The organism is Frigoribacterium sp. AC759, from assembly GCF_979256015.1.
This window is the reverse complement of sequence record NZ_CEEDMT010000012.1, coordinates 55,631-81,939: the sequence shown is the minus strand read 5'-3', so window position 1 is coordinate 81,939 and position 26,309 is coordinate 55,631. Positions and strand designations below refer to the sequence as shown.

Genomic DNA, 26,309 nt, shown 5'->3' with positions numbered 1-26,309 from the left:
CACCCTCTTCGCCCTCGCACCCGGCTCCGTCGAGTTCGGCAACAAGGGCGGCCGCAAGGTCGTCAACATCGTCGCCGCCGTCACCGCGTAGGTCTCGGCAGCACGCGCCTCGGGGCGATCGGGCTTCGGTCCGGTCGCCCCGTTCCGCGTCCCGGCACGATGGAGGACGATCCTGTACCCCTCTGCCAGGTCACTGTGTGCCGCGGCGCGTAGACGGGAACGATGAGAGCACTCACCTACCAGTCGGTCACCAAAGTCTCGGTTGAGGACGTCCCCGACCCCCGCATCATCGACCCCACCGACGCCGTCATCAAGGTGACGTCCGCCGCCATCTGCGGCAGCGACCTGCACCTCTACGACGTCTTCGACTCGTACCTCGACAAGGGCGACATCCTCGGACACGAGACCATGGGTGTCGTCACCCAGGTCGGATCCGCCGTCGGACGCGTCAAGGTCGGCGACCGCGTCGTCGTCCCGTTCGTCATCGCCTGCGGCGACTGCTTCATGTGCGATCGCGGGCTCTTCTCGCAGTGCGAGACGACCCAGGTCACCGAGTACGGCTCGGGCGCGACCCTGTACGGCTTCAGCAAGCTCTACGGCCAGGTGCCCGGCGGGCAGGCCGAGCAGCTGCGAGTCCCCCTCGCGGACGCCAACCTCGTCACGGTCGGGCACGACCTGCCCGACGAGCGGTACCTGTTCCTCAGCGACATCCTCCCCACCGCGTGGCAGGGCGTCGAGTACGCGCAGGTCCCCGAGGGCGGCACGCTCGTCGTGCTCGGACTCGGACCGGTCGGCCAGTTCGCGTCCCGCATCGGCGTGCACCGCGGCTACCGCGTGATCGGCATCGACCCCGTCCCCGAGCGCCGCGCCATGGCCGAGCGCCACGGCGTCGAGGTGCTCGACCTCACGAAGGACATCGCCGACGTCGTGTCGGGGATGACCGACGGCCGCGGGCCCGACTCCGTCCTCGACGCCGTCGGCATGGAGGCCCACGACCACGGCGGAGTGACCGCCGTGCAGAAGTTCGCCGCCGTCCTCCCCGACAAGGTCGACCAGGCCGTCCTGCAGAAGGCCGGCCTCGACGCCCTCGGCGCCATGCACCTCGCGTTCGAGATCGTCCGCCGCGGCGGCACCGTGTCGCTCAGCGGCGTGTACGGCGGCACTGCCGACCCGACGCCGTTCCTCACGCTGTTCGACAAGCAGATCACCCTCAAGATGGGCCAGTGCAACGTGCAGCGGTGGATGGACACCCTGATTCCCCTCGTCGAGGACCCGGCCGACCCGCTCGGCACGATGGACCTCGTCACGCACCCCGTGCCGCTCGCCGAGGCCCCCGCCATGTACGAGCTGTTCAAGCAGAAGGACGACGGCTGCATCAAGGTGGTCCTGAAGCCCTGACCTGCAGGTCCTGACATCGACGGCACCTCGCGACCCGCGCCTCCTCGGGTCGTGGGGTGCCGTCCGTGCGTGGACGGCCGACGGGAATACGACGAGTTAGCCGACAGTTCATCGAAACGCGCACCTGCGTTCATGACATTCGGAGCAATCCAGTGATGGACTTAGTGTCGAATCAACAACGAGGGTCTCGTCCCGAGCCCCCGTCGGCGACATCGAAGAGAGAACCATGGATCTCCGGACGGCCGAACACCCCAGGCCGAACCACTTCATCCTGCACCTCAGCGACACGCATCTCGTCGGCGGTGACGGCGACCTCTACGGGGCCGTCGACAGCGAGGCCCGTCTCCGGCAGATCGTCGCCGAGATCGAGGCCTCGGGAAACAGCCCCGAGGCGATCGTCTTCACGGGCGACCTGGCCGACAAAGGCGAGCCGGACGCCTACCGGAAGCTGCGCGAGCTCGTCCAGCCGATGGCCGACCGCCTCGGCGCCCAGGTCATCTGGGCGATGGGCAACCACGACGAGCGCGGGGCCTTCCGGGAGCAGCTCTTCGGCCAGCTGCCGTCGCAGCGACCGGTCGACCTCGTCTACGACGTCAACGGTCTGCGGATCATCACCCTCGACACCACCGTGCCCGGGCACCACTACGGCGAGCTGTCGGGCGAGCAGCTCGACTGGCTGGCGGAGGAGCTCAGCACCGACGCCCCCGACGGCACCATCATCGCGATGCACCACCCGCCCGTGCCGAGCGTTCAAGACCTCACCGCCCTCGTCGAGCTGCGTGACCAGGCGTCGTTGGCCGAGGTCGTCGAAGGCAGCGACGTGCGGTCGATCATCGCCGGGCACCTGCACTACTCGACCAACACGGTCTTCGCGGGGATCCCCGTCTCCGTGGCCTCGGCGACCTGCTACACGCAGGATCTCAACGCCGCGGGCGGCGGCACCCGCGGACGCGACGGCGCCCAGTCGTTCAACCTGGTGCACGTGTACGAGGGCTCTGTCGTGCACTCGGTCGTGCCGATCGGCACCTACGAGACCGTCGGCGAACGCGTCCCGGCCGACGTCGTGGCCGAGCGCCTGGCCCTCGCCGGGGTGCGCATCGCCCCGGCGGCACCGCGCCACCGGGCGACCGACACCGCGCCCGTGCCGCTGCCGCTCGCCGCGCCTGCTCGGCAGGACTACGCCCTCACCGGGCCCATCGACACCCTGTAGCGGCGGTGCCGGGCGCCTGGGGCGCCTCGTCGCGTCGGTTCGGTTCGTGCCGGTGCCGGCCGGTGCCGGCCGGTGCCGGTCGGTGCTGGTCGAGAACGCGAGCAGCCGCGGTGCGCGTCGGCAACTCCTCACCTGTGCGTCGCCGCGAGTCGCCCGCCCCGAGGATGCGCGGGCCGGGTCGCGAACGTCTGCACGCGTGGGGAGTTACCGACAGCGCGCGACCACACACGTGCTGAATCCGAACACGAGATCTGCGCAGGCGGCGGGACGCGCCCCGCGTCGGCAACTCCTCATCCTTGCCCGCCGCACCCGACGACGCCCTTGAACGGGGGTATTCATCAGCCGAAGGGCGCAGGGGCCAGGAATTGCCGACGGCCGGCGCGACAGGGGGCGGCACAGCAGCGCGGCAGAAGGCCCGGCCCGACGCGCGGCCCGGCGCGCGGCCCCCGGGTGTCTCCGGGCCTCAGATCTCCGGCCTCAGATCTCGGGCCTCAGACATAGAGACTCAGATCTCGGAACTCAGCCCCGAGGCGGCGCGGACGCCATGGCGGCGCGCATCCGCCGCAGATACCCGTCGCGGAGCACATGGCGCAGTCGCGGCGGCAGATGCGGCACGACGACCGCCGCGACGCCCATGACCCGCGCGTACCGACGGGCGGACCGGGCGCTCCACGGCAGGTCGAACCGGAGCCGGACGGACTCGGGCAGCGACCCCAGCGTGACGCACCGCGCCACCGGCATGAGCACGCGGAGCCACCAGGGCACGTTCACGGGGTGCAGCAGCTGGCGGGCCACGCCGCGAGTGACGTCGTCGACGACGAGTGCGTCGACCGCCCCAGCCCAGTACCGGGCGAAGGCCTCGCGGTCGGCGGGCCAGAGCTCGCGGGGCATCTGCAAGGCCGTCCCCACGACGGCGTACTCCTGGTAGACCGAGTCGGCGACCTCGGGAGTCAGGGGGCCGTGCACCTGCTCGAAGATCGTCATGGCCGAGTCGTAGAGGGTCGCCGCCACCCAGAGCTGCGATGCCGGGTCGAAGGCGTCGTAGCGGACCCCCTGGCTGCCGTCGGCGTGGACGGGTCGATGCGCCCGTCCGACCTCACGGCGCACATGCGCGCGCTCCGCGGTCGAGCCGAAGACGACGGCGTACAGGTAGGTCATCGTGCCGTGCAGCCTCGACAGGGGCCGGTCGACGAAGTCGCTGTGATCGGCCACGCCATGCCCGACGGCAGGGTCGGCCAGCTGCAGCAGGATCGCCCGCCCGCCCCCGGCGAGCAGCACGGACTCCCCCGCCATGTCGCCGATGGTCCGCACATCGCTTCCGCGCAGTGTCCAGGGCAGCCTCATGCGGTCAGCCTAGAGGCCGCCCTCGGTAGGGTTCTCCCATGTCGACGCCCGATTTCGTCCTGTCCCTCCGAGAGAAGATCGGCACCGAACGGCTGTGGCTCTCGGGGGTGACGGCGGTCGTCGTCCGCGGCGACGACATCCTGCTCGTCCGTCGTGCCGACACGGGCGCCTGGACGCCGGTCACGGGCATCATCGATCCAGGTGAGCACCCCGCCGACGCGGCCGTCCGAGAGACCCTCGAGGAGGCCGGCGTCGTGGCCGTGCCCGAGCGTCTGGCCGCCGTCGGCGTGACCGACGAGATCGTCTACGGCAACGGCGACCGAGCCCAGTACATCGACCATACGTTCGTCATGAGCCACCGAGCGGGCGAACCCCACCCGGCCGACGGCGAGAACACCGAGGCGCGCTGGTTCTCGACGACGGCGCTTCCCCCGATGAGCACCGAGATGACCCGGCGCATCGAGGCCGCGCTGTCCGACGAGGTCGCCGCGCGCTTCGGCACGACGCCCGCCTGACCCGAGCCACCCGAGACGCGCAGGGCGCTCGAGCGACCCGCGACCCCCGTGGGAGCCGAGGAGGCGCGGCAGACCCCCGCAGACCCAGCAGACCCGCCGGGACGTTCAGCCCTCGAGGCTGCCCTGCACTCCGCCTGCGCGCAACGAACGACGATCCTGTTCGGCGCTCTCGCGAGCGACGCGATCCATCTCGGCCTGCTCCCACGGGGCGGCGAACGGGTAGTAGCGCTCGAGGAAGTCCGTCACCGTCGCGGTGCGCTCTTCGTCGCTGACCTCGGGGAAACTGCCGTCGTTGAGGCAGAAGAAGTCGTCGGACCGCTTCTTGAGGAGGTCGGACAACGAGGCGAGGCCCGAGACCATCGTCGTGTCGATGTAGCTGACGCGCGCGTTCTCCTGGACGATCGCCCGCCCGGTCATCAGCGAGTAGTAGTGGTACAGCGAGTTGGTGACGGAGATGTTCTCCTTCGCCCGGAAGGGACTCGCGGCCGTCGCGGCGAACTCGGCCGCGAACTCGTGCTCGAGCTCGTACATCACGCTGCGTCGGAGGGGCGCGGCCGTGTGCTCGAGGTGCCGGGTGGTGACGCGTCCGAAACGCTGCTGGAGCAGACGACGATTGACCCGGGCGGCGTTCTCGAAGCCGCTGCGCTCGGGGTTGTTCAGCCCGAGGCCGATGCGGGTGTCGGCCTCGATGAACTTCGTCACCGACCCCGGTGAGAAGAACATCGACGGCGCGACCGGACGACCGAAGAACATGTCGTCGTTCGAGTACAGGAAGTGCTCGCTGAGACCCTCGATGTGGTGCAGCTGCGATTCGACGGCCTGAGAATTGTGGGTCGGCAGGTACGACAGGTCGGAGAAGAACTCCTCGCTGCGCACGACGCGCACCCGCGGGTGGTCGCCGAGCCACTCGGGGACAGGCGAATCGGTGGCGATGTAGATGGTGCGAACCCAGGGGGCGAACATGTAGACCGAACGGAGCGCGTACTTCAGCTCGTCGATCTGGCGGAACCGAGCCGGGGCGTCGTCTCCCTCGCCCACGACATGCCGCTTGGCCTGCGCTGCACGAGCCCGCTGGTACTCGACGGAGTTCCCGTCGACCCAGGAGAAGATCAGGTCGATCTCGAACGTGATGTCCGTCGCGTGGTCGTCGAACATGTGCGCCAGGGTGGGCCACTCGAGCCCGAAGCGCTCGACGGTGCCTTCGACTGCCTCGTCGCGCGGGAGGGCTGTGCGCATCAGGGCGTTCTCGGTCGGGGCCAGGATCTCGTCGTCCGTGACGATCCAGAACTCGACCTGCACGGCCGTGCCCGCACCGTAGCGCAGACGGCCGATGGGCTCGACCCTCGGCCGGTAGATCTTGAAGATGCGTTCGGCCTCGACGTCGAGACCGCCCTCGACGACCAGCACCGCCCGCGATTTGCCGGCCTTCGCGTAGAACGGCTCGCTCGCGGACGCCTCGACCATCGCCGTGACGAAGGCCTCACGGTGCACGATGTCGATCGCGATCACCGGACGGATGTCGTTGCCCCGCACGAGGAGGTAGGGCACGTCCGCCTCGTCGAGGACCCGACGGAGGTACAGCAGGTCTTCGATCATCGACTGCTGCGGCGTCAGATGGCCGTTCAGCAGTGTGAACTGCCCCTTGCGGAGCACGATGTCGTCGCGATCGAGACCACCGGATCGGGGACGGGGGGTCAGGAGCGGACTCTCCGTCGTACCGGTGATCTCGGTGACCATTCAGACTCAACCTTCCGTGCGGGCCTCGGGTAGGCCGCTGCACCCTGGGGGAACATTTGATTTTAGCGGTAGCTCGCGCACTCCGCTCGGCGGACCGCCGCGGGCGGGCCTGCCGTCAGCGACGAGTGGCGGCCCGGCGGGTCGTGCCGGCCTCGTCCGTCGGCACCTTGACGACGACGCCGACCGCGATGAACACCCCCGCGGCGACGAACTGCAGCGCCGCCCAGGGCTGACCGGTGATCGGGATCACGACGACCGGGTTCCAGATGACGGCGACGGCCGCGAGGAGGGGCGTCGCCCACCAGGTCCGGCCGCGGACGGCGAAGACCAGCATGATCAACGCCAGGATCGACGCGACGTAGCGGAAGCCGATGAACAGCCCCGAGTCGAGCAGCACGACCCCGACGACGAGCGCCAACGCCCCCAGCAGGCCGGGGGCCAGGGCGGGGCGGGTATATGCGGGTGCGGTGGGCGTGGGCACGGGAGACCTCTCGATGGACCGCAGACGGCCTGCGGGCGTACCGACCGAGCCTATCGGGCGCCCCCGTGCCGGAACTCAGTCGATGTCGTACGGGATGTTCAGCACGCTGAGCGGCCGACTCATCGGCGGTTCGTCGCGCAGACGCTCGAGACCCGGTCGCAGCTCGTCGAGCCACGCCTCGTACCCCTCAGGGGTCAGCCGCCCGTTCTCGGTCGTGAATTCGGGCCTGATCGCCTCGCCCGCGTCGTCGGCGAGAGCCGGCCAGAGATCGAGGTACTGCGCCCTCACCGTGGACGAGAACTGACGGAGGTGCCGGTTGGCGTCGCGGATGCGCGGCGCGAGCTCGGCCCCGCGAGGCAGGATCGACTGCAGCAGCAATCGACTGCCCGGCAGCTCCCGCCGGAGGGTCACGAGCAGACTCTCGACCCCGCGCACGACCTGCTCGACGGACCGCCGGGCGGTGAAGTCGTTCGTGCCGATGAGGAGGACCACCGAGTCGGGTTGCGCCGCCACGATCTGATCGACCCTCTCGGCCAGTGTGGCCGTGGTGTCGCCGTCGACACCGAGGTTCACGACGTCGTCTCCGGGGAACCAGGTGCCCCAGTCTCCGGCCCGGGTGACGTCGTCTCCGACGAACACCACTTTCTCATCGTTCGACATGTCCGACCTCTCTGTACAAAGCACTGTCGACCCATGCTGTCAGCAACCGCTGGGAAGCGACAAGGAGGCGCGGCGCACTCACGCGACGCCGGTCGCGTCGGCCGACCCCGCAGCCGACGCCGGGACGGACGACGCAGCGGTCGCCGAGGTCGTCGCCCCGGCAGGAGCCACGGACCGCTCGGCGGCGTCCCTCTCGGCCGTGGCGGTGATGCGCTTGAGCATGCCCGAGAAGATCACGCCGTGGAACGGCAGGATGGCGAACCAGTACAGGCGCCCGCCCAGCCCCTGCGGGAAGAACACCGCACGCTGGCGGTAATGGGAACCGCCCCCGTCGACGGGGGTGACCGTCATGTCGAGCCACGCGCCTCCCGGGACCTTCATCTCGGCGCGCAGTCGCAGCAGCGTGCCGTGCTCGAGCTTCTCGACCCGCCACCAGTCGAGCGCATCGCCGACGCGGAGGGTCGTCTGGCTGCGACGACCGCGCCGGAGGCCCACCCCGCCCACGAGGCGGTCCATCCAACCCCGTGCGGCCCACGCGAGCGGGAACGAGTACCAGCCGTTCTCGCCGCCGATGCTCTCGACGACGCGCCACAGCTCGGCCGGCGGCGCCGACGTCTCGGTCTCGCGATCGTCGGTGTAGACCGTGTGGCCCGACCAGTCGGGGTCGCTCGGCAGCAGGTCGCTCGGGGCCCCCGAGACGCTGCTGTCCTGCCAGCTCGTCTCGACGTCGCCGTCCTTCTCGCGCTGCAGGGCCAGGCGGACGGCCACCCGGTAACGCAGCAGACCGGCCGACGGCGGGGCGATGTAGCGGTCGATGTCGCGCTCGTGGACGACGCAGTCGTACTGCAGGGATGCGATGATCGGCACGGCCAGCGCACGCGGCACCGGCGTGACGAGGTTGACCCACTGCGAGGCGAGCCACGGCGTGAACACGGGCAGCGACGCGATGGGGCGCTGCTTCAGCCCCGCTTCGAGCGCGTAGCCGTTCATCATCTGGCCGTAGCGCAGGACGTCCGGCCCGCCGATGTCGAAGGTCCGGTTGACGTCGGACGGCACGTCGGCCGCACCGAGCAGATAATGCAGCACGTCGCGGACCGCGATCGGCTGGATGCGGTTGCGGACCCATTTGGGCGCCGGCATGTACGGGAGCACGTCGGTGAGGTGGCGGATCATCTCGAACGAGGCCGAGCCCGACCCGATCACGACGCCGGCCTGGAGCGCGACGGTCGGAACGCCGCTCGCGAGCAGGATGTCGCCGACGTCCTTCCGCGACTGGAGATGCTTCGACAGCTCGCCGTCGGGGTGCAGACCGCCGAGGTAGACGATGCGCCCCACCCCGGCTGCCGCCGCCGCGTCGGCGACCGTGTGAGCGGCCTGCGACTCGGCCTGCCCGAAGTCGCCCTTGCCGCCCATGGCGTGCGCGAGGTAGTAGACGACGTCGACGCCCGCCATCGCGGGTGCGACCGAGTCGGGGTCGGTGAGGTCGCCCTGGAGGATCTCGACATGTCGGGCCCAGGGGACGTCGACGAGCTTCTCGGGCGAGCGGACGAGGACGCGGACGTCCGCCCCGGCCTCGACGAGTCGCGGCGCGAGGCGACCGCCGATGTAGCCAGTCGCCCCGGTGACCAGCACGCGTCGTCGCGCCACGGCGCCGTCCACGTCGGTCGGGTCGTCGGACGGGGGGACGTCGGGGGCTCGATTCTCTGGCACGGCCCCACCGTACGCCGCACCCCCGACAGCGAGCATCGACCGGCTTCGGACGATCGGGCCGACGCGGCCGGCTGAGCTGACGCGGGCGTCGCGGCCGACGGAGCCGATCCGACGCCGGCGTGGCGCGCAGACGCGCCACCGCCGATCAGGCCGGGGCGGGGACCCCGAGGATCTCGCGCGTCCGTCTCACGTCGGCGGCGATGTGCTCGATGAGGGCGTCGAGTCCGTCGAACCGGACGTTGCCGCGCACCCAGTCGACGAAGTGGACCGTCGCCTCTCGACCGTAGAGGTCGAGGGTCACGTCGAGCAGGTGCGCCTCGACCTGCTTGGCGGGGACGCCGTCGAAGGTGGGGTTGTTGCCGACCGACACGGCCGCGGGGTAGGTGACCCCGTCGATCACGACCCGGGCGGCGTAGACCCCGTCGGCGGGGACGAACCCCTCGCTGAACGGTGCCAGATTCGCCGTTGGGAACCCCAGCTCGCGGCCGCGCTGCTCGCCGTGCACGACGACGCCGCGGACTGCCGGCTCGCGCCCGAGCAGATGACCGGCCTCGCGCACGCGCCCCGAGTCGAGCAGCTCGCGGATCCAGGTCGAGGAGGCGCGGCGCCCGCCCGCAGGACGCACGTCGTCGATCGACACGACCCTGAAGCCCCGCGACCCGGCCAGCTCACGGAGCGTCGCGACGGAGCCGCTCCCCCGGACACCGAACCGGAAGTCGTCGCCGACGAAGACCACCCGGGCGTGCAGGGCGCCCACGAGGATCCGGTCGACGAACTCGGTCGGCGTGAGCGCCCTGAGCTCGTCGTCGAACGGCAGCATCAGGGTCGCCGCCACCCCGGCCGCGTCGAGCAGCTCGCGTTTCTGGCGGTTGCTGACCAGAGCCGTCGGGACCCGGTCGGGCTGGAGGACGGCGAGGGGGTGGCGGTCGAAGGTCACGACGGTGGCCGTCAGCCCCTCGGCGGCCGCGACCTCCTCGAGCAGGTCGATGACCGCTCGATGACCCACGTGCACGCCGTCGAACTTGCCGATGGTCACCGCGCTCGGTCCGAACCCCTCGGGGACGTCGGCCGCCGATCCGTAGAACTCCATCAGCGGGAGCCGCCGCGGGGTCTCGTGCGAGCCAGCCAGATCATGCCCAGCACGGGGAGGACGAGCGGGATGAAGCCGTACCCGCGACCGAAGAACGACCAGACGGTGTCGTCGGGGAAGAGCTCGGGGTCGAGGGTGGTCAGCAGGCCGACGATCAGCACGCCGGCGAGCTCGAAGGCGATCGTGGCCCACGCGACCGCGTACGAGGTCCGGCCGCGGGTGATCAGCGACACGGTGGCGACGATGTAGACGACGGCCGCGAGGGCGCTCAGCGTGTAGGCGAGCGGGGCCTCGGAGAACTGCTCGAGGATCTGGAAGACCGAACGCCCGGTCGCTGCTAGGGCGAGCACGGCGTAGACGACGATCAGCACACGGCCGACACCGACCGCGCGCGTTGACTTCTGAGTGTCCATCACGACCAAGGATATGACTCGGGGTCGCCGTTCGACGACCGGGGAGGGTGGAGGGAGATCATGCCGTCTGCACCGTCCAGATCTGGAGCATCCGGTAGACCATGACCGCGACGGCGAAGACCGCGGCGGCCAGGACGACGTTGCTCCAGCGGGAACGGTCGACCAGCGCCCACACGACGGCCAACGGCGGCAGCAGGATGGCGGAGATCAGATAGATGTAGAACTCGACCACGTTGCCGGTCGGATCGTTGCCGGTGAAGGGAGCGACGATCGCCACCACCAGCTGCACGAGGAGCAGCACCAGGACGAGCGCGGTCGCCCCGACGGTGATGTCGTTCGGCAGACGCCCCGAGAAGCCCGCGACGAGGCAGACGATGCCCGCCACGCAGGCCACGACGACCTGCACCCAGGTGAACCACTCGATCACAGGACGACCTCGTCGCTCGGGAAGTTGACGATGGGTCTCGCACGCCCGCCGCTCACCGAGACGAGCCCGGCGAGAGCGCCGTGAGGCGTGAGGGCCGCGATCGGCCCGTCGGCGTCGTCGAGTGCGAGGGCCACGCGCTTGCCGTGGCCCAGGTCGGTCGCCTCGTCGGCGGTCATGCGCCACACCGGGAACAGCGTCTCGGCGACGTCCGCCGGCGCGAGCAGGGCGGGTGCGACGTCGATGCCCTCGAGGACGGAGGCGCGGGTGACGTCGAACGGCCCCACGCGAGTCCGGCGCAACGCCGTCAGGTGCCCGCCGACGCCGAGTGCCGCGCCGAGATCTCGAGCCAGCGCCCGGACGTACGTCCCCGACGAGCACGACACCCGCACGTCGAGGTCGCGGACGATCAGACCGTCGACCACGGTCTCTCGCCGGTCGAGGACGGTGAACTCGGAGATCGTCACGTCGCGAGCCTTCAGCTCGACCTCGACGCCCTCGCGGGCGAGGTCGTAGGCGCGGCGACCGTCGACCTTGATGGCGCTGACCGTGGTCGGCACCTGGCTGATCGGGCCGGTGAGGGCTGCGACGCCCTGGTCGATCGCGGAATCGGTGACCGACGCGGCGGAGGCACGGCCGATCACGTCGCCCTCGCTGTCGTCGGTGGTGGTCGAGACGCCGAGGCGGATGGTCGCGTCGTAGCCCTTGTCGAGACCGACGAGGAACGTCAGGAGCCGGGTCGACGAATTGAGACCGACGACGAGCAGACCGGTGGCCAGGGGGTCGAGTGTGCCGGCGTGGCCCACCTTGCGGGTTCCCGCTGCGCGTCGTACCCGGGCGACGACGTCGTGGCTGGTGATGCCCTGCGGCTTGTCGACGAGGAGGATGCCGCTGTTCACCAGACGACGTTATCGCAGGTCGAGGCGGCCCCGTGCCGCACCGTGCTCAGCATGCGTCGTCGAATCGTCGACGCGGATGCTCCGGATCGTCGTTGCCGACGACGGCGGAGGCCGTGGCACGACCCGCCGTGCGGGCGTCGCCCACCGACACCCACACCCGGTAGTGCCAGATGCCCGACAACCCGGGGCGGCTCATGTCGGTGCCGTCGACCACCAGGACGGCGTCGGCCGGACCCGTCACCCAGGTGGGCTCGAGCGCGCGATCCGCCTCGGGGTCGAAGGCCGCCTCGACCCAGCCCGTGCTGCCACCGAGGAGGAACGGCTCGACGAGCACTCGACGCAGGACGCTCTCGTCGAGCTCGGGGTCGGCGTCGCGCGGCGCCGACGCCGGTCGTCGGGAGAAGGCCCGGAGGGAGGCGCGGAAGGCCGTCTGACCGGACTCGCGGATCGCCTCGGCGAGGTCGTCGGCGAAGGGGCCCACCCCCGGGGCACCGGCGGTGTCGCCGTCGACGGCGACGACGACCCGGCCGCGGCCGTAGTTGTGCACTATCTCGGCCGCGAGCTCGCGGAGGGTGTCTTTCTTGGCCGGAGCCCATCTGGTCGTCATGCGTCCACGCTACGCCGCACCTCCGACAACGAGCGGGGACCGCCGTGCGCCGACGCACGTAGGCTCGTCCGGTGAGCATCTCCCCCGCCGTCGCCGCGTGGTTCCGAGTCGAAGGTCGCGATCTTCCGTGGCGCCGCCCCGGATTCACCGCCTGGGGCACTCTCGTCAGCGAGATCATGCTGCAGCAGACGCCCGTGGCCCGGGTCGTGCCGCGCCTCGAGCTGTGGCTCGAGCGCTGGCCGACGCCTCGCGATCTCGCCGCGTCGCCCGCGTCGGAGGCGGTCCGCGCGTGGGATCGACTCGGCTACCCCCGCCGGGCGCTGGCTCTCCACGCCGCAGCCGTCGCCATCGTGGAGCGCCACGACGGCGTCGTCCCCGAAGACGTCCCCTCCCTGCTCGCGCTGCCGGGAGTCGGCGACTACACGGCGCGTGCCGTCGCCGTGTTCGCCTTCGGACACCGCCATCCGGTGGTCGACACGAACGTCAGGAGGGTCCTCGCCCGTGCCGTCGAGGGACTCGCCGAACCGTGGGCCCCGAAGGCCGGTCGCGACCTCCCCCTCATGGAGGCGCAGCTCCCCGAGGACACCGAGGAGGCGCGGGTCGTCAGCGCAGGAGTCATGGAGCTGGGTGCGCTGGTCTGCACGGCGCGCTCGCCCCGGTGCGACGTGTGCCCCCTGGTCGACGGGTGCGCGTGGGTGCTGGCCGGACGTCCGGAGCATGTCGGCCCGCGCCTCCGGGGCCAGGCGAGGTTCGAGGGCTCGGACCGTCAGGTCCGGGGCCTCATCATGGCCGAGCTGCGCGCCAGCGACGTACCCGTGTCGCAGACGGAGCTCGACTCCGTCTGGGCGGACGCGGCGCAACGCGAACGCGCCCTCGCCGGGTTGATCCGTGACGGACTCGCCACGGGGTCGTCCGACGAGGGCTACGTCCTCGCCGACTAGCGGTTCGGGGCGTCGGACTCGTCGGGGTCGCCCGAGGTCGGCGTGACGGCCGCCTCCTCGTCGTCCGCGTCGATGTCGTCCTCGTCGTCGTCGAGATCGCGGGGCTTCACGTACGGGTCGGCGTCACCGGCGAACTCCGCGGACGAGGCCATCGTCTGGCTCTCGTGATCACGCTGTCGCGCCTCCTGCAGGAGACGGTCGATCGAGGCCGCGTTCTCGGGCAGGGCGTCGAGGATGAACTCGAGGCTCGGTGTCAGCCGCGCCGTGATGTTCTTGCCGACCTCGCTGCGGAGCATGCCGGTCGCCGACTTGAGTGCGGCACCGGTGTCGCGACGTTCTTCGTCGGTGCCGTAGACCGTGTAGAAGATCGAGGCGTGCTGCAGGTCGCCGGTCACCTTGACGTCGGTGATCGTGACGAATCCGAGGCGGGGGTCTCTGATGCCGCGTTCGAGACGTCGGGCGACGATCTCCTGGATGCGGTCGGCCATCTTGCGGGCGCGTTGCGCGTCGACCATTGTGAGCTCCTTCGTGCTGTTCGCCGTCATGGCGAGAGGGGTGAGGCCCCGCCCCGACCGTAGTCGGAGCGGGGCCTCGTGTGCTGCGATGACGCCGGGGGTCAGACCCGCGGCTTCTCGACCATCTCGATGGTCTCGATCTCGTCGCCGATCTGGATGTCGTTGAACTTGCCGAGACCGATACCGGCCTCGAAGTCCGTACGGACCTCGGTGACGTCGTCCTTGAAGCGACGGAGCGAGTCGATCGCCAGGTTGTCGCCGACGACGACGCCCTCGCGGATGACCCGGGCCCGGGCGTTCCTGGTGATCGTTCCGGAGCGGACGATGACACCGGCGATGTTGCCGACCTTCGACGAGCGGAAGATCTCGCGGATCTCGGCGACACCGGACTGCTTCTCTTCGAACTCGGGCTTGAGCATGCCCTTGAGCGAGTTCTCGATGTCTTCGAGCGCCGCGTAGATGACCGAGTAGAAGCGGACGTCGACACCCTCGCGAGCAGCGCGCTCGCGAGCCTTCGTGTCGGGTCGCACGTTGAACCCGATGATGACCGCGTTGTCGACGGTCGCCAGGTTGACGTCGCTCTCGGTGACCGCACCCACACCGCGGTGGATGATGCGCAGCTGCACGCTGTCGTCCACCTCGATCTTGAGCAACGACTCCTCGAGCGCCTCGACGGCACCCGACACGTCGCCCTTGATGATGATGTTGAGCGCTTCGACCTTGCCCTCTTCGAGTGCGCGGGTGAAGTCCTCCAGCGAGATGCGCTTGCGGGCCTTGGCCAGCGAGGCGTTGCGCTCGACGGCTTCGCGCTTCTCGGCGATCTGGCGGGCCGTGCGGTCCTCCTCGGTGACGAGGAAGGTGTCGCCGGCTCGCGGGACGCTCGACAGACCCTGCACCAGCACGGGGCGGCTGGGGTAGGCCTCGAGGACGGCCTCGCCGTTCTCGTCCATCATCGCTCGGACGCGGCCGTAGGCCGTGCCGGCGACGATGGCGTCTCCGACGCGCAGCGTGCCCGACTGGATGAGCACCGTCGCGACGGCACCGCGTCCCTTGTCGAGACGGGCCTCGATCGCGACACCACGGGCGTCCTTGTCGGGGTTCGCCCGCAGGTCGAGACCGGCGTCCGCCGTGAGGAGGACGGCCTCGAGCAGCGCGTCGATGTTCTTGTTGTCGCGCGCCGACACGTCGACGAACATGACGTCTCCGCCGTACTCCTCGGCGACGAGGCCGTATTCGGTGAGCTGCTGACGCACCTTCGCCGGGTTCGCACCCTCTTTGTCGATCTTGTTGACCGCGACCACGATCGGCACGTTGGCCGCCTGGGCGTGGTTCAGCGCCTCGACCGTCTGCGGCATGATGCCGTCGTCGGCCGCGACCACGAGGATCGCGATGTCGGTGACCTGCGCACCACGGGCACGCATGGCGGTGAACGCCTCGTGACCGGGTGTGTCGATGAAGGTGATGGCGCGCTCGACGCCCTCGTGCGGTGCCCAGACCTGGTACGCGCCGATGTGCTGGGTGATGCCACCGGCTTCGCCGGCGACCACGTTCGCGTTGCGGATCGCGTCGAGGAGTCGCGTCTTACCGTGGTCGACGTGACCCATGACCGTGACGACGGGAGGACGGATCTGCAGGACGGACTCGTCCTCGTCCTCGAGCTCCTGCTCGAGGTCGATGTCGAAGCCCTCGAGGAGCTCCTTGTCTTCGTCTTCGGGCGAGACGACCTGGATGTTGTAGCCGAGCTCTTCGCCGAGGACCTGGAAGGTCGCCTCGTCGAGGGACTCGGTCGCCGTCGCCATCTCACCGAGGTGGAAGAGGACGGTCACCAGGTTGCCGGGGCTCGCGTCGATCTTGTCGGCGAAGTCGCTGATCGAGGCGCCGCGACGGAGACGGACGATCGTGCTGCCGTCGCCACGGGGGACGCTGACGCCACCCAGCGACGGAGCCGAGCGCATCTCGAACTCGGCCCTCTTCGTCCGCTTCGACTTGCGGGCCTTGCTCTTGCCGCCACCGCGACCGAAGGCACCGGCCGTGCCGCCACCGGGACCACGACCGCGACCGCCGCCGCCACCGGCGGGACGGGGCGGGCCGAAGCCGGGGCGGAATCCGCCTGCAGCGCCGGGAGCGCCGCCACCGGGACGCTGGAACCCGCCACCGGCACCGCCGGGACGGGCACCCGCACCGGCGGGACGCTGGCCGAAGCCGTTGGGACGGGGGCTGGCACCGACGCCGGGGCGGGGTGCACCGGGACGAGGGGCGCCGGGACGCGGAGCCATCGGGCGCGGGCCCGCTGCGCCACCGGGACGCGGCATGCTGCTGGCCGCACCGGAGCCTGCGGGACGGGGGGCGCTCGGCCGACCCATGCCCTGGTTGCTCGCGAACGGGTTGTTGCCGGGACGGGGTGCGCCCGGGCGCGGTCCGCCGGGCTTGGGGCCGGCGGCACCGGGCGTGGCGGTGTCGGCGGCGGGTGCGGCCGTGTCGTCTTTCGCCGCAGCGGCTGCGGCGCGCTGCGCCTCGGCCTGAGCCTGGCGCTCGGCGACGGTCAGCGGGGCGACGGGCGCCGGAGCAGCCTCGACGTCGGGCTCGGCGACCGGGGCGGCAGCCGGTTCGGGCTCGGCCACCGGGGGCTTGGGGGCAGCGGGGCGGGGACCGCCGGGCTTGGGTGCCGACGAGGCCGGAGCCTTGGGGGCCGCCGGTGCAGCGGGTGCGGCCGAGGATGCAGCCGGCGTGGCGGCGGGCTTGGCGGCGCCGGCGAACGCCTGACGCAGCTTGCGAGCCACGGGGGGCTCGACGCTGGACGACGGGCCCTTGACGAACTCGCCCATCTCCTTGAGCTTCTCTAGTGCGGTCTTGCTGTCGATCCCCAGCTCGCTGGCGATCTCGTGTACGCGTGGTTTAGCCACAGTTCTCCTGTCTCGGGCTCCTCCCGAGACGGGAAGAGCCTTCAGTTCTGGACGGGTCTCATTTCGAGCCGCTCATTAGTTGTCCATGTGCCGTTCAGCCTGTTCTGTCGTGGCTACTGGTCGTGCAGCGGTGATCCGCGTGAAATAGGCGCGGAGCTCGTCGATGTCGGGTTCGGAGTCGAGGCGGAGCGCACGGCGGAAGGCCCTGCGCTTCGCTGCCGACTCGAACGCGTCGATCGACGGCGTCAACCACGCACCCCGCCCGGGGAGCGACGCGGTCGGGTCGACCACGAGGCGTCCGTTTCGGGCGACGACCCTCACGAGTGAGGATCGCGGAGCGCGCGCTCGAGTACCGATGCACGTTCTGACGGGTTCCACCTTACCCCCTCGGGTCGTCGGATACGAGACGCCCGGTCTCGGCGATTCAGTCGTCGGCGAGGATGCTGTCGGGCTGGACGGCTCATCCGTGTGACCGGATCGCCATCCGCTCAGTCGTCTTCGAGGATGCTGTCGGGCTGGATGTCGATCCGCGCGCCCGTCAGCTTCGCGGCGAGGCGGGCGTTCTGGCCCTCCTTGCCGATGGCGAGCGAGAGCTGGTAGTCGGGCACGAGCGCGCGGACGGCCTTCGTCGCCTTGTCGATGACGAACGCCGACGACACCTTGGCCGGCGACAGGGCGCTGGCCACGAAGACGGGCAGGTCGCTCGAGTAGTCGACGATGTCGATCTTCTCGTCGTTCAGCTCGGTCTGCACGGCACGGACGCGCGCGCCCATCTCGCCGATGCAGGCGCCCTTGGCGTTGACGCCGGCCTCGGTGGCGCGCACGGCGATCTTGGTGCGGTGACCGGCCTCGCGCGCCAGCGACACGATCTCGACGACGCCGCTCGCGATCTCCGGCACCTCGAGCGAGAACAGCTTGCGGACGAGCGACGGGTGCGTGCGCGAGACCGTGATCTGCGGCCCCTTCGTGCCCTTGCTCACACCCGTCACGTAGACGCGGATGCGCGACCCGTGCACGTACTTCTCGCCCGGCACCTGCTCTTCGGGCGGCAGGATCGCCTCGATGGTGCCGAGGTCGACGTGCACCATGCGGGGGTTCGGCCCCTGCTGGATGACGCCGGCGACGATGTCGCCCTCACGGCCCTTGAACTGGCCGAGCACCTTGTCGTCGCCGATGTCGCGGAGACGCTGGTTGATCACCTGCTTGGCGGCGAACGCGGCGATGCGACCGAAGTCGCTCGGGCTGTCGACGGACTCGCCGACGACCTCGCCCTCCTCGTCGCGCTCGATGGCGAAGACGGACACGTGGCCGGTCTTCCGGTCTAGTTCGACGCGAGCAGCCGGAACGCGGCTCTCGGGCTGGTCCGTGTGCTTCAGGTAGGCCGTGAGGATGGCCTGCTCGATGATGCCCACGAGCTCGTCGAAGGGAATTTCACGCTCGCGCTCCATGAGGCGCAGCACACTCAGGTCGATGTCCACTGAGGGCCTCCACTATTCAGATCTGCAGGCTGCACGCGCGGTGGCGCACACAGCATCCCCCTACGGTACCCGAGTGAGGGGCGACCGCGGGACGGCCGGCCCGGTCGACCCGCGCCTCCTGGGCTCGGAGTCGAGGAGGCGCGGGTCGACCGCCGCTCAGACGGTGCGGGGAGCCGAGAGGGTCGCGACCGCCTCGGCCACGGGCACGGGGGTCCGCTCACCGGTGCGGCGATCCCAGAGCTCGACGATCCCCTCGCCGGCGGAGCGTCCGACGACGACGATCTGCGGGACGCCCAGCAGCTCGGCGTCGCCGAACTTGACCCCGGGCGAGACCTTGGGGCGGTCGTCGTAGAGGACGTCGAGTCGATGCGCCTCGAGATCGGCAGTGAGCTTCTCGGCGACCTCGAACACGACCGGGTCCTTACCGGTCGCGACGACGTGGACGTCGAAGGGCGCCACGTTCGCGGGCCAGACGAGCCCCTTCTCGTCGTTGTTCGACTCGGCGATGACGGCCAGGATGCGGGTCACGCCGATGCCGTACGAGCCCATCGTCACCGTGGCCTGCTTGCCGTTCTCGTCGAGCACCTTGAGCCCCAGCGCCTCGGCGTACTTGCGACCCAGCTGGAAGACGTGGCCGATCTCCATGCCGCGCGCCGTCTCGATGGGACCGGAGCCGTCGGGGGCGGGGTCGCCCTCGCGCACCTGGGCGGCCTCGATGACGGCGTCGGGGGTGAAGTCGCGACCGGCGACCAGACCGGAGACGTGCACGCCCTGGCGGTTCGCCCCGGTGACCCAGGCGGAGCCCTCGACGACGCGGGGGTCGACGACGTAGCGGATGCCCGAGTCCGACTCGAGTCCGAGCACCTGCGGGCCGAGGTAGCCCTTGACGAGCACGGGGTTCTTCGCGAAGTCGGCGTCGCCCGCCGCGTCGACCTCGGCCGGGGCGAACGCCACCTCGAGTCGCTTCATGTCGACGTCGCGGTCGCCGGGCAGCCCGACGACGACGAGCTCGCGCGAGCCGTCGAGGTGACTGAGCGCCACGACGACGTTCTTGAGCGTGTCGCCCGCCGTCCAGTCGCGGCCGTCGGCCCGGGGGTGGCTCTCGTTGAGCTGGTCGACGAGCGACGCGATCGTCGGCGTGTCGGCGGGCTCGAGCTCGTGCGCCTCGGGCAGACCCTCGAGGGCGATCGACTCGGGCACGACGGTCGTGAAGGCCTCGACGTTGGCCGCGTAGCCGCCTGCGGAGCGCACGAAGGTGTCTTCGCCGACGGCCGTCGGGTGCAGGAACTCCTCGCTGCGCGAACCCCCCATCGCCCCGGCGTCGGCCTTGACGATCACGTACTCGAGACCGAGTCGCGTGAAGATGCGCTCGTAGGCGTCGCGCTGGGCCTGGTAGCTGGCGTCGAGACCGGCGTCGGACACGTCGAACGAGTAGGCGTCCTTCATGGTGAACTCGCGACCGCGCAGCAGACCGGCCCGCGGACGGGCCTCGTCGCGGTACTTGTCCTGGATCTGGAAGAGCGTCAGGGGCAGGTCCTTGTACGACGAATAGAGGTCTTTGACCAGCAGCGTGAAGGCCTCTTCATGCGTCGGGGCGAGCAGGTAGTCGCCCCCCTTGCGGTCTTTCAGGCGGAACAGCGCGTCGCCGTACTCGACCCAGCGGCCGGTGACCTCGTAGGGCTCGCGGGGCAGCAGAGCGGGGAAGTGCACCTCCTGTGCGCCGGCGGCGGTCATCTCGTCGCGGATGACGGCCTCTATCTTGGCCTTGACCCGGAGACCGAGCGGCAGCCAGGCGAACACGCCCGGGGCCTGGCGTCGGATGTAGCCGGCGCGGACGAGGAGCCGGTGGCTCGTCACCTCCGCGTCGGAGGGATCTTCACGGAGGGTGCGGACGAAGAGCTGGGAGAGGCGTGTGGACACCGCTCCAGTTTAGGGGCGCACCCGGCGGCGGCGACGGTCGGGGCTCACCAGGGTCGCCCGTCGTACTCCCCCGGGTTCTGCTCGTAGTACCGCTGACGGTCGTTCTCCTGCTGCTGGTCGCGCTGGCTCTGCTCGCCCTGCTCGCGCAGGCGGTCGAGGGGGTCGGCGGACCCGCTGCCGCCTCCGTCCCCCTCGTCGGCGTCGCCGCCCTCGGGCTCCCCCTCGTCGCCCTGCTGCGGGTCGCCGCCCTGCTGCTCGCGCTGCGCCTCCTGCTCCTTCTCGTCGAGACGGCCGTCGGCCTCCTCGAGCGGTTCGGACGTGTCGGGCGCTCCCTGCTGCTCTGGGGGCTGGAAGCAGCCCTCGGGAGCCTCGTCGATGGCCTTCGCCCCTTCGAGGAACAGCGCCTCGGCGTCGTCGTACCGGAGTTCGAGCAGCGCCGCGTCGCCCTGCGCCTCGATGGTGAGCACGAGGTCGGTGCGGATGACGCACGAGATGGTCGGGTCGTCGGGTGCCAGCTCGAGCGCGGTGCCGAACTCGCGCCGGGCGACGTCGAGCACGCCGATCTGCGCGTAGCCGGTGCCCCGGTCGAAGTGGTACACCCAGGGCTCGACGAGGTTCGCGACGCCGAGCGGCTCGCTCAGCGTCGTGCTGCGCTCGTAGGCGCGGTCGTCGTAGGCCCACTGCGTCAGCCCCGCGAAGACGGGCATGCTGAGCAGCTTCAGCGCGACGAGCAGCACCACGAGCACCACAGGCAGCGACCAGCCGAGCAGTCGTCGTCGGAGTCTCCGTCGGTAGGCGGTGATCCCGGCGTCGTCGAGCGTCGAGGGGCCGCGGTCGTCGACGGGCGGCGGCCCGAGCAGGGCCGTCATGATCTCGACCTCGTCGACGGGACCGGAGCCGGGGAGGCGCGGGTCGGCTCGTCCCGCCGCCCCCCGCGGATCTCGCCGAGCGCGCGCAGCACGAGCGCGATGTCGACGAGCACCAGCAGGAAGAGGGGCACCGCGGCGATCCAGTACAGCTCGGTGACGTTCTCGGCGCGGGCGTCGGTCGAGGTGACCCGCCCGTCGCGCGCGTCGGCGACGGCGGAATCGACCGGGGTGGCGGCGTCACGGTGCACGTACGGGACGCCGAGCTGCGTCGCGATGGCGCCCAGCGCCTCCTCGTCGATGCGGGACACCGCGTCGGGCGAACCGGCCCGCGTGCCGTCGACGATGTACTCGTCGGCCGAGTAGTCGTCGCCGTAGCCGTCGAAGACCTTCATCCGCCCGCCCTCGTCGGTGCCGTAGCCGAAGACCGCTCCGCCGTCGACGTCGCCGGCGGCCTCGTCGAACGACTCGGGTTCGGCGTCGGCGGTCTGCTCGCCGTCGCCCAGGTAGTAGACCACGTTGGCGCGTCCGGGGTCGGTCTCGCGTGCCTCGGCCAGACGCTCGGCCAGGAGGTCGTTCGCCTCGCTGATCGAGCTGCCGGTCGAGTAGTACGTGATCTCGCGGTTCATGACCTCGACGGCCGTCACGACGGCCGCGGCGTCGTCCGTGAGCGGGGTCCGCAGCACGGCGGTGCTGTCGAACGAGATGAGCGAGAACCGGGCGCCGGCCAGCTGCTCGGCGATGGCCGTCACGTCGGCGCGCACGCCGTCGAGTCTCGGCTCGCCCTCGCCCCAGTCTTCGGCGGCGATGCTCGACGTGGTGTCGACGACGAAGAAGACGTTGAGGTCGGCGGACGACGCCTGCGCCGACCCGCCGGGCAGCCCCGGCCGCGCCGCGACCACCACGAGCAGACCGACGACGGCCAGGCGGCGCGCCCAGGCGGCTGCGAGCCGACGACCGCGCCGCTCGGCCGCGAGACGCCAGACCGCGAACCCGCCGAGGAGGACCCCGGCGACGGCCAGCAGCCACGTCGGGAGCACGGGGTCGAAGACGATCGACGTCACAGCCGCACCCGCCAGAGGAGCACCAGGGCGGCCAGCGCGGCCACGAGACCGGCGATCGCGAGGCCGACGGGGTCGTCGGTGACCACGAGGCGCCGGGCGCCGGTGAACAGGCCGGCCTCGCGCGCGTCGATCTGCTCGACGATGCTCGCGACGCTCGTGTCGTCGTCGAGGGCGTAGTAGGCGCCGTCGGTCGACTCGACGGTCGTCTTGAGCTCGGTCGCGACCTCATCGGCGACGGCGTCGGTCGAGTAGTCGGCCGGGTTGAGGGCGTAGACGCGGACGTCGCGGTCGGTCGCGAGCTCGCCGGCCTCGGGCAGGGTGACGAGCGCCTCGCCGTTGACGTAGTTGTCGGTCGCGAGGATGACCGAGCGGGGTCTGGTGCTCTCGCCGTCGTCGTCGAAGCCGAGCACGCACGAGGCCAGACCGTCGCCGATCAGACTGGCCCCCTCGCCCAGGTCGGTGCCCGACCAGTACCGCGTGCCCTCTTCTCCGACGGTGTCGAACGACTGGCGGTAGAGCTCGAGCTGGGTGCGGACGAAGTCGTAGTCGTCGGTCAGCGGGAAGGCCGTCACCGACGAGCTGTCGAACAGCGAGAGTCCGATCCGCTCGCCGTCGAGCCCCTCCGCCAGCCGACCGAAGGTCTCGACGATCTGCGAGTCGACCTCGGTCATCGACCCCGAGACGTCGAGGCAGAGCACGATGTCCCGCTTGAACGACGGGGGCTCGACGACGTCGACGCTCGAGACGCGCGACGCGAGCAGCGCCGCGACCCCGCCGAGCCCGACGAGGGCCACCAGGGTCGCGATCAGGACCAGCCGGTAGCGGGCGACGAGACGGCGGTAGACGGGGAGGCGCGTGAGGCGTTCGCCGTGTGCCACGGGTGTGCCGAGGCGCCGCAGCCGATCGCGGTCGCCGCGCCGACGGCGGACCACCAGGACGGCCGCGACCGCCACGACGACCAGCAGCACCGGCGGCATCCACCAGAAGATCAGCCCCACGTCCGCACGACCTCTCGGGCGGTCTCGAGGGCCCGGGCCGGGTCCCCCGGGTGCAGGCGCTGGAAGGCCGGAGGGTAGAACTGCTCGACGGCGCCGGTCAGCCGTGGCAGCTCCGTCTCGCGGAGGTCGGCCAGGGTCATCACGTGCGTGTCGACGCCGTCGGTCTCGTGCACGAAGAACCGGAGCAGCAGACTCAACCGCGAATGGACGGCCCGTTCGTCGAGCTGACCCCGCTCGGACGCCATCGCCACGTCGTCGATCAACCCGAGGTAGCGGGCTCGCAGCGACGGGAGATCGACCGCGGGTCGACCCCGGAGGGCGAGCCGTGCCTCCGCAGGGAGCCGCCGGGCCGTGAAGCGCACGACGAACACGTACCAGCCGGCGATCAGTGCCAGCAGCAGCACGCCCCCGATGGCGTAGAGCAGCCAGCCCTGGTACTGGTACGGGCCGAAGAAGCCGTTATCGTCGAGCACGGCGGTGCTTATCGATCAGGGTGAACAGGGCCGCGACGACCTCGGCACGGCTCCCGACGCGTTCGCTGCTGATGCCGAGCGCGCGGAGCCCGCGCTCGGTCTCGTCGTGCAGGGTCTCGTCGGCACGGTCGAACTCGACCCGCAGCTCGCGGTTCTCGCGGAGGTAGGCCGGGAGACCGGCCATCTCGTGGACGTCGAACACCTCGGACGCGCGACCGCCCCGGGTCATCAGGTCGGCGTCGCCGACCGTCAGCCAGACGATCTCATGCTGCGCTCGGAGACGTCGGAGCAGCCGGGAGAGCCGGTCGTCGAGGGGGACGTCGTCGGTGACGACCAGCAGCATCGACCTCCGGCGGATGCCGCGCGCGACCCAGTCGAGCACCCCGACGAGATCGCTGCGCGCCGAGTCGAGCGACACGCGCCGGTCGATCTGCCTCAGCAGCATCTCGAGGTGCGCCTCGGTGCCGCCCGACGGGAAGGCGCGGGTGCCCGACTCGTCGCCGGCGACCAGCGAGACCGTGTCGCCGTGCGAGGCGGCGATGTAGCCGAGGGCGCCGGCCGCCATGACGGCGATGTCGCGCTTCGTCTCGCCGCCGGCCGCGGTCGCCGCCATGTTGCGCCCGGTGTCGACCACGAGCACGAGATGCTGCCGGCGACTCGCGATGTACCGCTTGACCAGCGGCTCGCCGTGCCGCGCCGTGGCCTTCCAGTCGATGTCTTTGACGTCGTCGCCGGCCACGTAGGCGCGGAGATCGTCGAAGTCGTGGCTGCGACCGTGATGGATCGACGCGTACCCGCCCTCGAGCAGATCGAGCGATCGACGGTGCGCGCGGAGGGACATGGTGGTCCGCACCCGGAGCAGCAGGCTGGGCACGGTCGTCAGGGGGTCTGGACGGCGGCGAAGACCGCGTCGATGATCGTCTCGGGCGCGATCTCGTCGGCGGCGGCCTCGTAGCCGAGGATGACGCGGTGCCGCAGCACCCCGTGGCGGAGGTGCTTGACGTCTTCGGGGATGACGTAGTCGCGGCCGTGCAGCAGGGCCAGGGCCCTCGCCGCCTGCGTGAACGCGATGCTGCCGCGGGGGCTCGCCCCGAACTCGATGTAGTCGGCGAGGCTGCCCGGCAGGTACTGCTGCGGGTGGCGGGTCACGTAGACGAGCTGGACGATGTAGTTGACGATCGAGGGGTCGACGTAGACCCGTTTCGCCAGCCCCTGCAGGAACACGACGTCGTCGAGGGAGACCCCGGATCGCGGCTCGGGTGTCGCCTCGTCGTAGACGCCCGCCTCGATGCGACGGATGATCTCGGCCTCTTCGGCCGGTGACGGGTAGTCGAGCACCTCTTTGAGGAGGAACCGGTCGAGCTGGGCCTCGGGCAGCTGGTACGTGCCCTCCTGCTCGATGGGGTTCTGGGTGGCCAGCACCAGGAACGGATGCGGCAGCCGGTGCACGACGCCGCCGATGCTCGTCTGCCGCTCTTGCATGGCCTCGAGCATGGCGCTCTGGGTCTTGGCGCTCGAGCGGTTGATCTCGTCGAGGAGGACGAAGTTCGAGTGGACGGGCCCCAGGCGCGTGACGAAGGTGGACTGCTGGGCGTCGTAGATCTGCGTGCCCGTGATGTCGCTGGGCAGCAGATCGGGTGTGCACTGGATGCGCGTGAAGCTCGCGGCGACGGACTGCGCCAGGGTCTGCGCGGCGGTCGTCTTGGCGAGACCCGGGACGCTCTCGAGCAGCACGTGCCCGCCCGTGAGCAGGGCGATGAGCAAGGTGTCGCGGAGCGACGTCTGCCCGACGACCTTGCGGGAGAACGCCTTCGAGACGGCCCCCACGACGTCCCGGGCCCGCTCGAGCTCGGCCGGAGCGATCGGACCCCGGGCGGGAGCAGGAGGCGGGGGCGTCGTCGTGTCCGTCACCCGCCCACTGTAAACCAGGCCGCCGACATGCCCGCCGGGTGGATCACCGGTCGCGGACGACCGCCATGGGACGCCGCCGACACCCGCCGGGTCAGCGGCGCAGCGCCTTGCGGGCGAGGGTGTTCCCGAGGAACTGCACCAGCTGCACGAGCACGATGATCAGGAGGACGGCCGCCCAGGTGACCACCGGGTCGAACTGGCGGTAGCCGTAGAGCAGGGCGAAGGCTCCGAGTCCGCCGCCGCCGACGTAGCCCGCGACCGCGGACATGTCGACCAGCGCGACGAAGATGAACGTGTAGCCGAGCACCAGCGGCCCGAGCGCCTCGGGCAGGATGATGCTCCGGATGATGCGGAACGGTCCGGCTCCGGCGGCCCGGGCGGCCTCGATCACACCGGGCTGCACCGTCAGCAGGTTCTGCTCGACGATGCGGGAGATCGCGAACGACGCCGCGAGCGACAGGGTGAAGATGATCGCCGCGTTGCCGACCCCGCTGCCGACGGCCACCCGGGCCAGCGGCTGCGCGGCGGCCAGGAAGATGATGAACGGGATGGGACGGAAGACGTTGACCACCACGTTGAGCACGCCGAAGACGACCCGGTTCGCGAACAGCGCTCCCCCGCGCGTCAGATAGAGGGCGAGACCCAGCACGAGTCCGCCGATGCCGCCGAAGAGCAGGGTCAGCGCGACGATGTAGACGGTCTCGTAGGCGGCCTGCCAGAGCAGGGGCTGGAGTTCGATCAGGGAGTCCATG

The 26,309-nt window shown here is 70.8% G+C and carries 26 protein-coding genes and 1 pseudogene; 5 read left to right on the top strand and 22 right to left on the bottom strand.

Going from position 1 to position 26,309, the window contains the following annotated elements; translation table 11 throughout:
• The 3 genes and pseudogenes from ACZ6JE_RS10285 to ACZ6JE_RS10275 form a co-directional block, all read left to right on the top strand.
• Positions 1–91, top strand: a pseudogene (locus tag ACZ6JE_RS10285) (50S ribosomal protein L27); the annotation flags it as partial.
• Positions 92–222: 131 nt separating this feature from the next.
• Positions 223–1,398 carry an alcohol dehydrogenase catalytic domain-containing protein gene (locus tag ACZ6JE_RS10280; protein ID WP_464318882.1) on the top strand — a complete coding sequence of 392 codons (1,176 nt, stop codon included), beginning with the start codon at positions 223–225 and terminating at the stop codon, positions 1,396–1,398.
• 226 nt (positions 1,399–1,624) lie between these two features.
• Positions 1,625–2,608: a phosphodiesterase gene (locus tag ACZ6JE_RS10275; protein WP_192058024.1), complete on the top strand. Its 984-nt coding sequence runs from the start codon at positions 1,625–1,627 to the stop codon at positions 2,606–2,608.
• A 519-nt stretch (positions 2,609–3,127) separates the two neighbouring features.
• On the opposite strand, the gene ACZ6JE_RS10270 is transcribed toward ACZ6JE_RS10275, so the two are convergent.
• The gene (locus tag ACZ6JE_RS10270; RefSeq protein ID WP_464318881.1) at positions 3,128–3,952 is read right to left on the bottom strand and encodes an oxygenase MpaB family protein; all 825 of its coding nucleotides are present in this window, start codon (positions 3,950–3,952) and stop codon (positions 3,128–3,130) included.
• A 38-nt stretch (positions 3,953–3,990) separates the two neighbouring features.
• Between ACZ6JE_RS10270 and ACZ6JE_RS10265 the strand changes: the two genes are divergently transcribed.
• On the top strand, positions 3,991–4,467 hold the full coding sequence (locus ACZ6JE_RS10265; RefSeq protein ID WP_243215196.1) for an NUDIX hydrolase: 477 nt from the start codon (positions 3,991–3,993) through the stop codon (positions 4,465–4,467).
• A 105-nt stretch (positions 4,468–4,572) separates the two neighbouring features.
• Here ACZ6JE_RS10265 and ACZ6JE_RS10260 read toward each other — a convergent pair whose 3' ends face one another.
• The 9 genes from ACZ6JE_RS10260 to ACZ6JE_RS10220 all read right to left on the bottom strand — a co-directional run bounded on the left by ACZ6JE_RS10260 (position 4,573) and on the right by ACZ6JE_RS10220 (position 12,488).
• Positions 4,573–6,204, bottom strand: coding sequence for a stealth conserved region 3 domain-containing protein (locus ACZ6JE_RS10260; RefSeq protein WP_192058030.1), 1,632 nt, complete (start codon positions 6,202–6,204; stop codon positions 4,573–4,575).
• A 115-nt stretch (positions 6,205–6,319) separates the two neighbouring features.
• Positions 6,320–6,685 carry a DUF6804 family protein gene (locus tag ACZ6JE_RS10255; protein WP_464318880.1) on the bottom strand — a complete coding sequence of 122 codons (366 nt, stop codon included), beginning with the start codon at positions 6,683–6,685 and terminating at the stop codon, positions 6,320–6,322.
• A 75-nt stretch (positions 6,686–6,760) separates the two neighbouring features.
• A complete protein-coding gene (locus ACZ6JE_RS10250) occupies positions 6,761–7,345 on the bottom strand; it encodes a GDSL-type esterase/lipase family protein (protein ID WP_192058033.1) in 585 nt (194 codons plus the stop codon).
• 78 nt (positions 7,346–7,423) lie between these two features.
• A complete protein-coding gene (locus ACZ6JE_RS10245; RefSeq protein WP_464318879.1) occupies positions 7,424–9,091 on the bottom strand; it encodes an SDR family oxidoreductase in 1,668 nt (555 codons plus the stop codon).
• 109 nt (positions 9,092–9,200) lie between these two features.
• Positions 9,201–10,145: a bifunctional riboflavin kinase/FAD synthetase gene (locus tag ACZ6JE_RS10240; RefSeq protein ID WP_320478327.1), complete on the bottom strand. Its 945-nt coding sequence runs from the start codon at positions 10,143–10,145 to the stop codon at positions 9,201–9,203.
• On the bottom strand, positions 10,145–10,558 hold the full coding sequence (locus tag ACZ6JE_RS10235; RefSeq protein WP_192058039.1) for a hypothetical protein: 414 nt from the start codon (positions 10,556–10,558) through the stop codon (positions 10,145–10,147). Before ACZ6JE_RS10235 ends, ACZ6JE_RS10240 begins: the two co-directional genes overlap by 1 nt.
• A 58-nt stretch (positions 10,559–10,616) precedes the next feature.
• Positions 10,617–10,985, bottom strand: coding sequence for a hypothetical protein (locus tag ACZ6JE_RS10230; RefSeq protein ID WP_464318878.1), 369 nt, complete (start codon positions 10,983–10,985; stop codon positions 10,617–10,619).
• Complete coding sequence (truB, locus tag ACZ6JE_RS10225) at positions 10,982–11,884, bottom strand: tRNA pseudouridine(55) synthase TruB (protein WP_464318883.1); 903 nt, start codon at positions 11,882–11,884, stop codon at positions 10,982–10,984. The genes ACZ6JE_RS10230 and truB overlap by 4 nt, the downstream gene beginning before the upstream one ends.
• Positions 11,885–11,927: 43 nt before the next feature.
• Positions 11,928–12,488: a nucleoside/nucleotide kinase family protein gene (locus ACZ6JE_RS10220; protein ID WP_464318877.1), complete on the bottom strand. Its 561-nt coding sequence runs from the start codon at positions 12,486–12,488 to the stop codon at positions 11,928–11,930.
• A gap of 71 nt (positions 12,489–12,559) precedes the next feature.
• Between ACZ6JE_RS10220 and ACZ6JE_RS10215 the strand changes: the two genes are divergently transcribed.
• Positions 12,560–13,429 (top strand): HhH-GPD family protein, encoded by an 870-nt coding sequence (locus ACZ6JE_RS10215; RefSeq protein WP_464318876.1) that lies wholly within the window; start codon positions 12,560–12,562, stop codon positions 13,427–13,429.
• Here the strand turns inward: ACZ6JE_RS10215 and rbfA are convergent.
• The 12 genes from rbfA to ACZ6JE_RS10155 all read right to left on the bottom strand — a co-directional run bounded on the left by rbfA (position 13,426) and on the right by ACZ6JE_RS10155 (position 26,308).
• Entirely contained in the window at positions 13,426–13,944 is a 519-nt protein-coding gene (gene rbfA, locus ACZ6JE_RS10210) for a 30S ribosome-binding factor RbfA (RefSeq protein ID WP_192058048.1), read from the bottom strand. The two genes, ACZ6JE_RS10215 and rbfA, sit on opposite strands and share 4 nt — an antisense overlap.
• Positions 13,945–14,045: 101 nt before the next feature.
• A complete protein-coding gene (gene infB / locus ACZ6JE_RS10205) occupies positions 14,046–16,847 on the bottom strand; it encodes a translation initiation factor IF-2 (protein ID WP_192058051.1) in 2,802 nt (933 codons plus the stop codon).
• A gap of 75 nt (positions 16,848–16,922) precedes the next feature.
• Positions 16,923–17,225, bottom strand: a complete 303-nt coding sequence (locus ACZ6JE_RS10200; RefSeq protein ID WP_320479939.1) for a YlxR family protein — start codon at positions 17,223–17,225, stop codon at positions 16,923–16,925.
• 110 nt (positions 17,226–17,335) lie between these two features.
• Positions 17,336–18,325 (bottom strand): transcription termination factor NusA, encoded by a 990-nt coding sequence (gene nusA / locus ACZ6JE_RS10195; protein WP_192058055.1) that lies wholly within the window; start codon positions 18,323–18,325, stop codon positions 17,336–17,338.
• Positions 18,326–18,481: 156 nt separating this feature from the next.
• On the bottom strand, positions 18,482–20,245 hold the full coding sequence (locus ACZ6JE_RS10190) for a proline--tRNA ligase (RefSeq protein ID WP_464318875.1): 1,764 nt from the start codon (positions 20,243–20,245) through the stop codon (positions 18,482–18,484).
• 44 nt (positions 20,246–20,289) lie between these two features.
• Positions 20,290–21,114: a hypothetical protein gene (locus tag ACZ6JE_RS10185; protein ID WP_464318874.1), complete on the bottom strand. Its 825-nt coding sequence runs from the start codon at positions 21,112–21,114 to the stop codon at positions 20,290–20,292.
• Positions 21,111–22,175, bottom strand: a complete 1,065-nt coding sequence (locus tag ACZ6JE_RS10180; protein ID WP_464318873.1) for a vWA domain-containing protein — start codon at positions 22,173–22,175, stop codon at positions 21,111–21,113. Before ACZ6JE_RS10180 ends, ACZ6JE_RS10185 begins: the two co-directional genes overlap by 4 nt.
• A complete protein-coding gene (locus tag ACZ6JE_RS10175) occupies positions 22,172–23,173 on the bottom strand; it encodes a vWA domain-containing protein (protein ID WP_464318872.1) in 1,002 nt (333 codons plus the stop codon). The genes ACZ6JE_RS10180 and ACZ6JE_RS10175 overlap by 4 nt, the downstream gene beginning before the upstream one ends.
• Positions 23,164–23,646: a hypothetical protein gene (locus ACZ6JE_RS10170; protein WP_464318871.1), complete on the bottom strand. Its 483-nt coding sequence runs from the start codon at positions 23,644–23,646 to the stop codon at positions 23,164–23,166. The genes ACZ6JE_RS10175 and ACZ6JE_RS10170 overlap by 10 nt, the downstream gene beginning before the upstream one ends.
• Positions 23,633–24,520 (bottom strand): DUF58 domain-containing protein, encoded by an 888-nt coding sequence (locus ACZ6JE_RS10165; RefSeq protein ID WP_464318870.1) that lies wholly within the window; start codon positions 24,518–24,520, stop codon positions 23,633–23,635. Before ACZ6JE_RS10165 ends, ACZ6JE_RS10170 begins: the two co-directional genes overlap by 14 nt.
• Before the next feature lie 5 nt (positions 24,521–24,525).
• On the bottom strand, positions 24,526–25,557 hold the full coding sequence (locus ACZ6JE_RS10160; protein WP_192058068.1) for an AAA family ATPase: 1,032 nt from the start codon (positions 25,555–25,557) through the stop codon (positions 24,526–24,528).
• Between the two features lie 91 nt (positions 25,558–25,648).
• Entirely contained in the window at positions 25,649–26,308 is a 660-nt protein-coding gene (locus tag ACZ6JE_RS10155) for a methionine ABC transporter permease (RefSeq protein WP_192058070.1), read from the bottom strand.
• Position 26,309 lies beyond the last annotated feature (1 nt).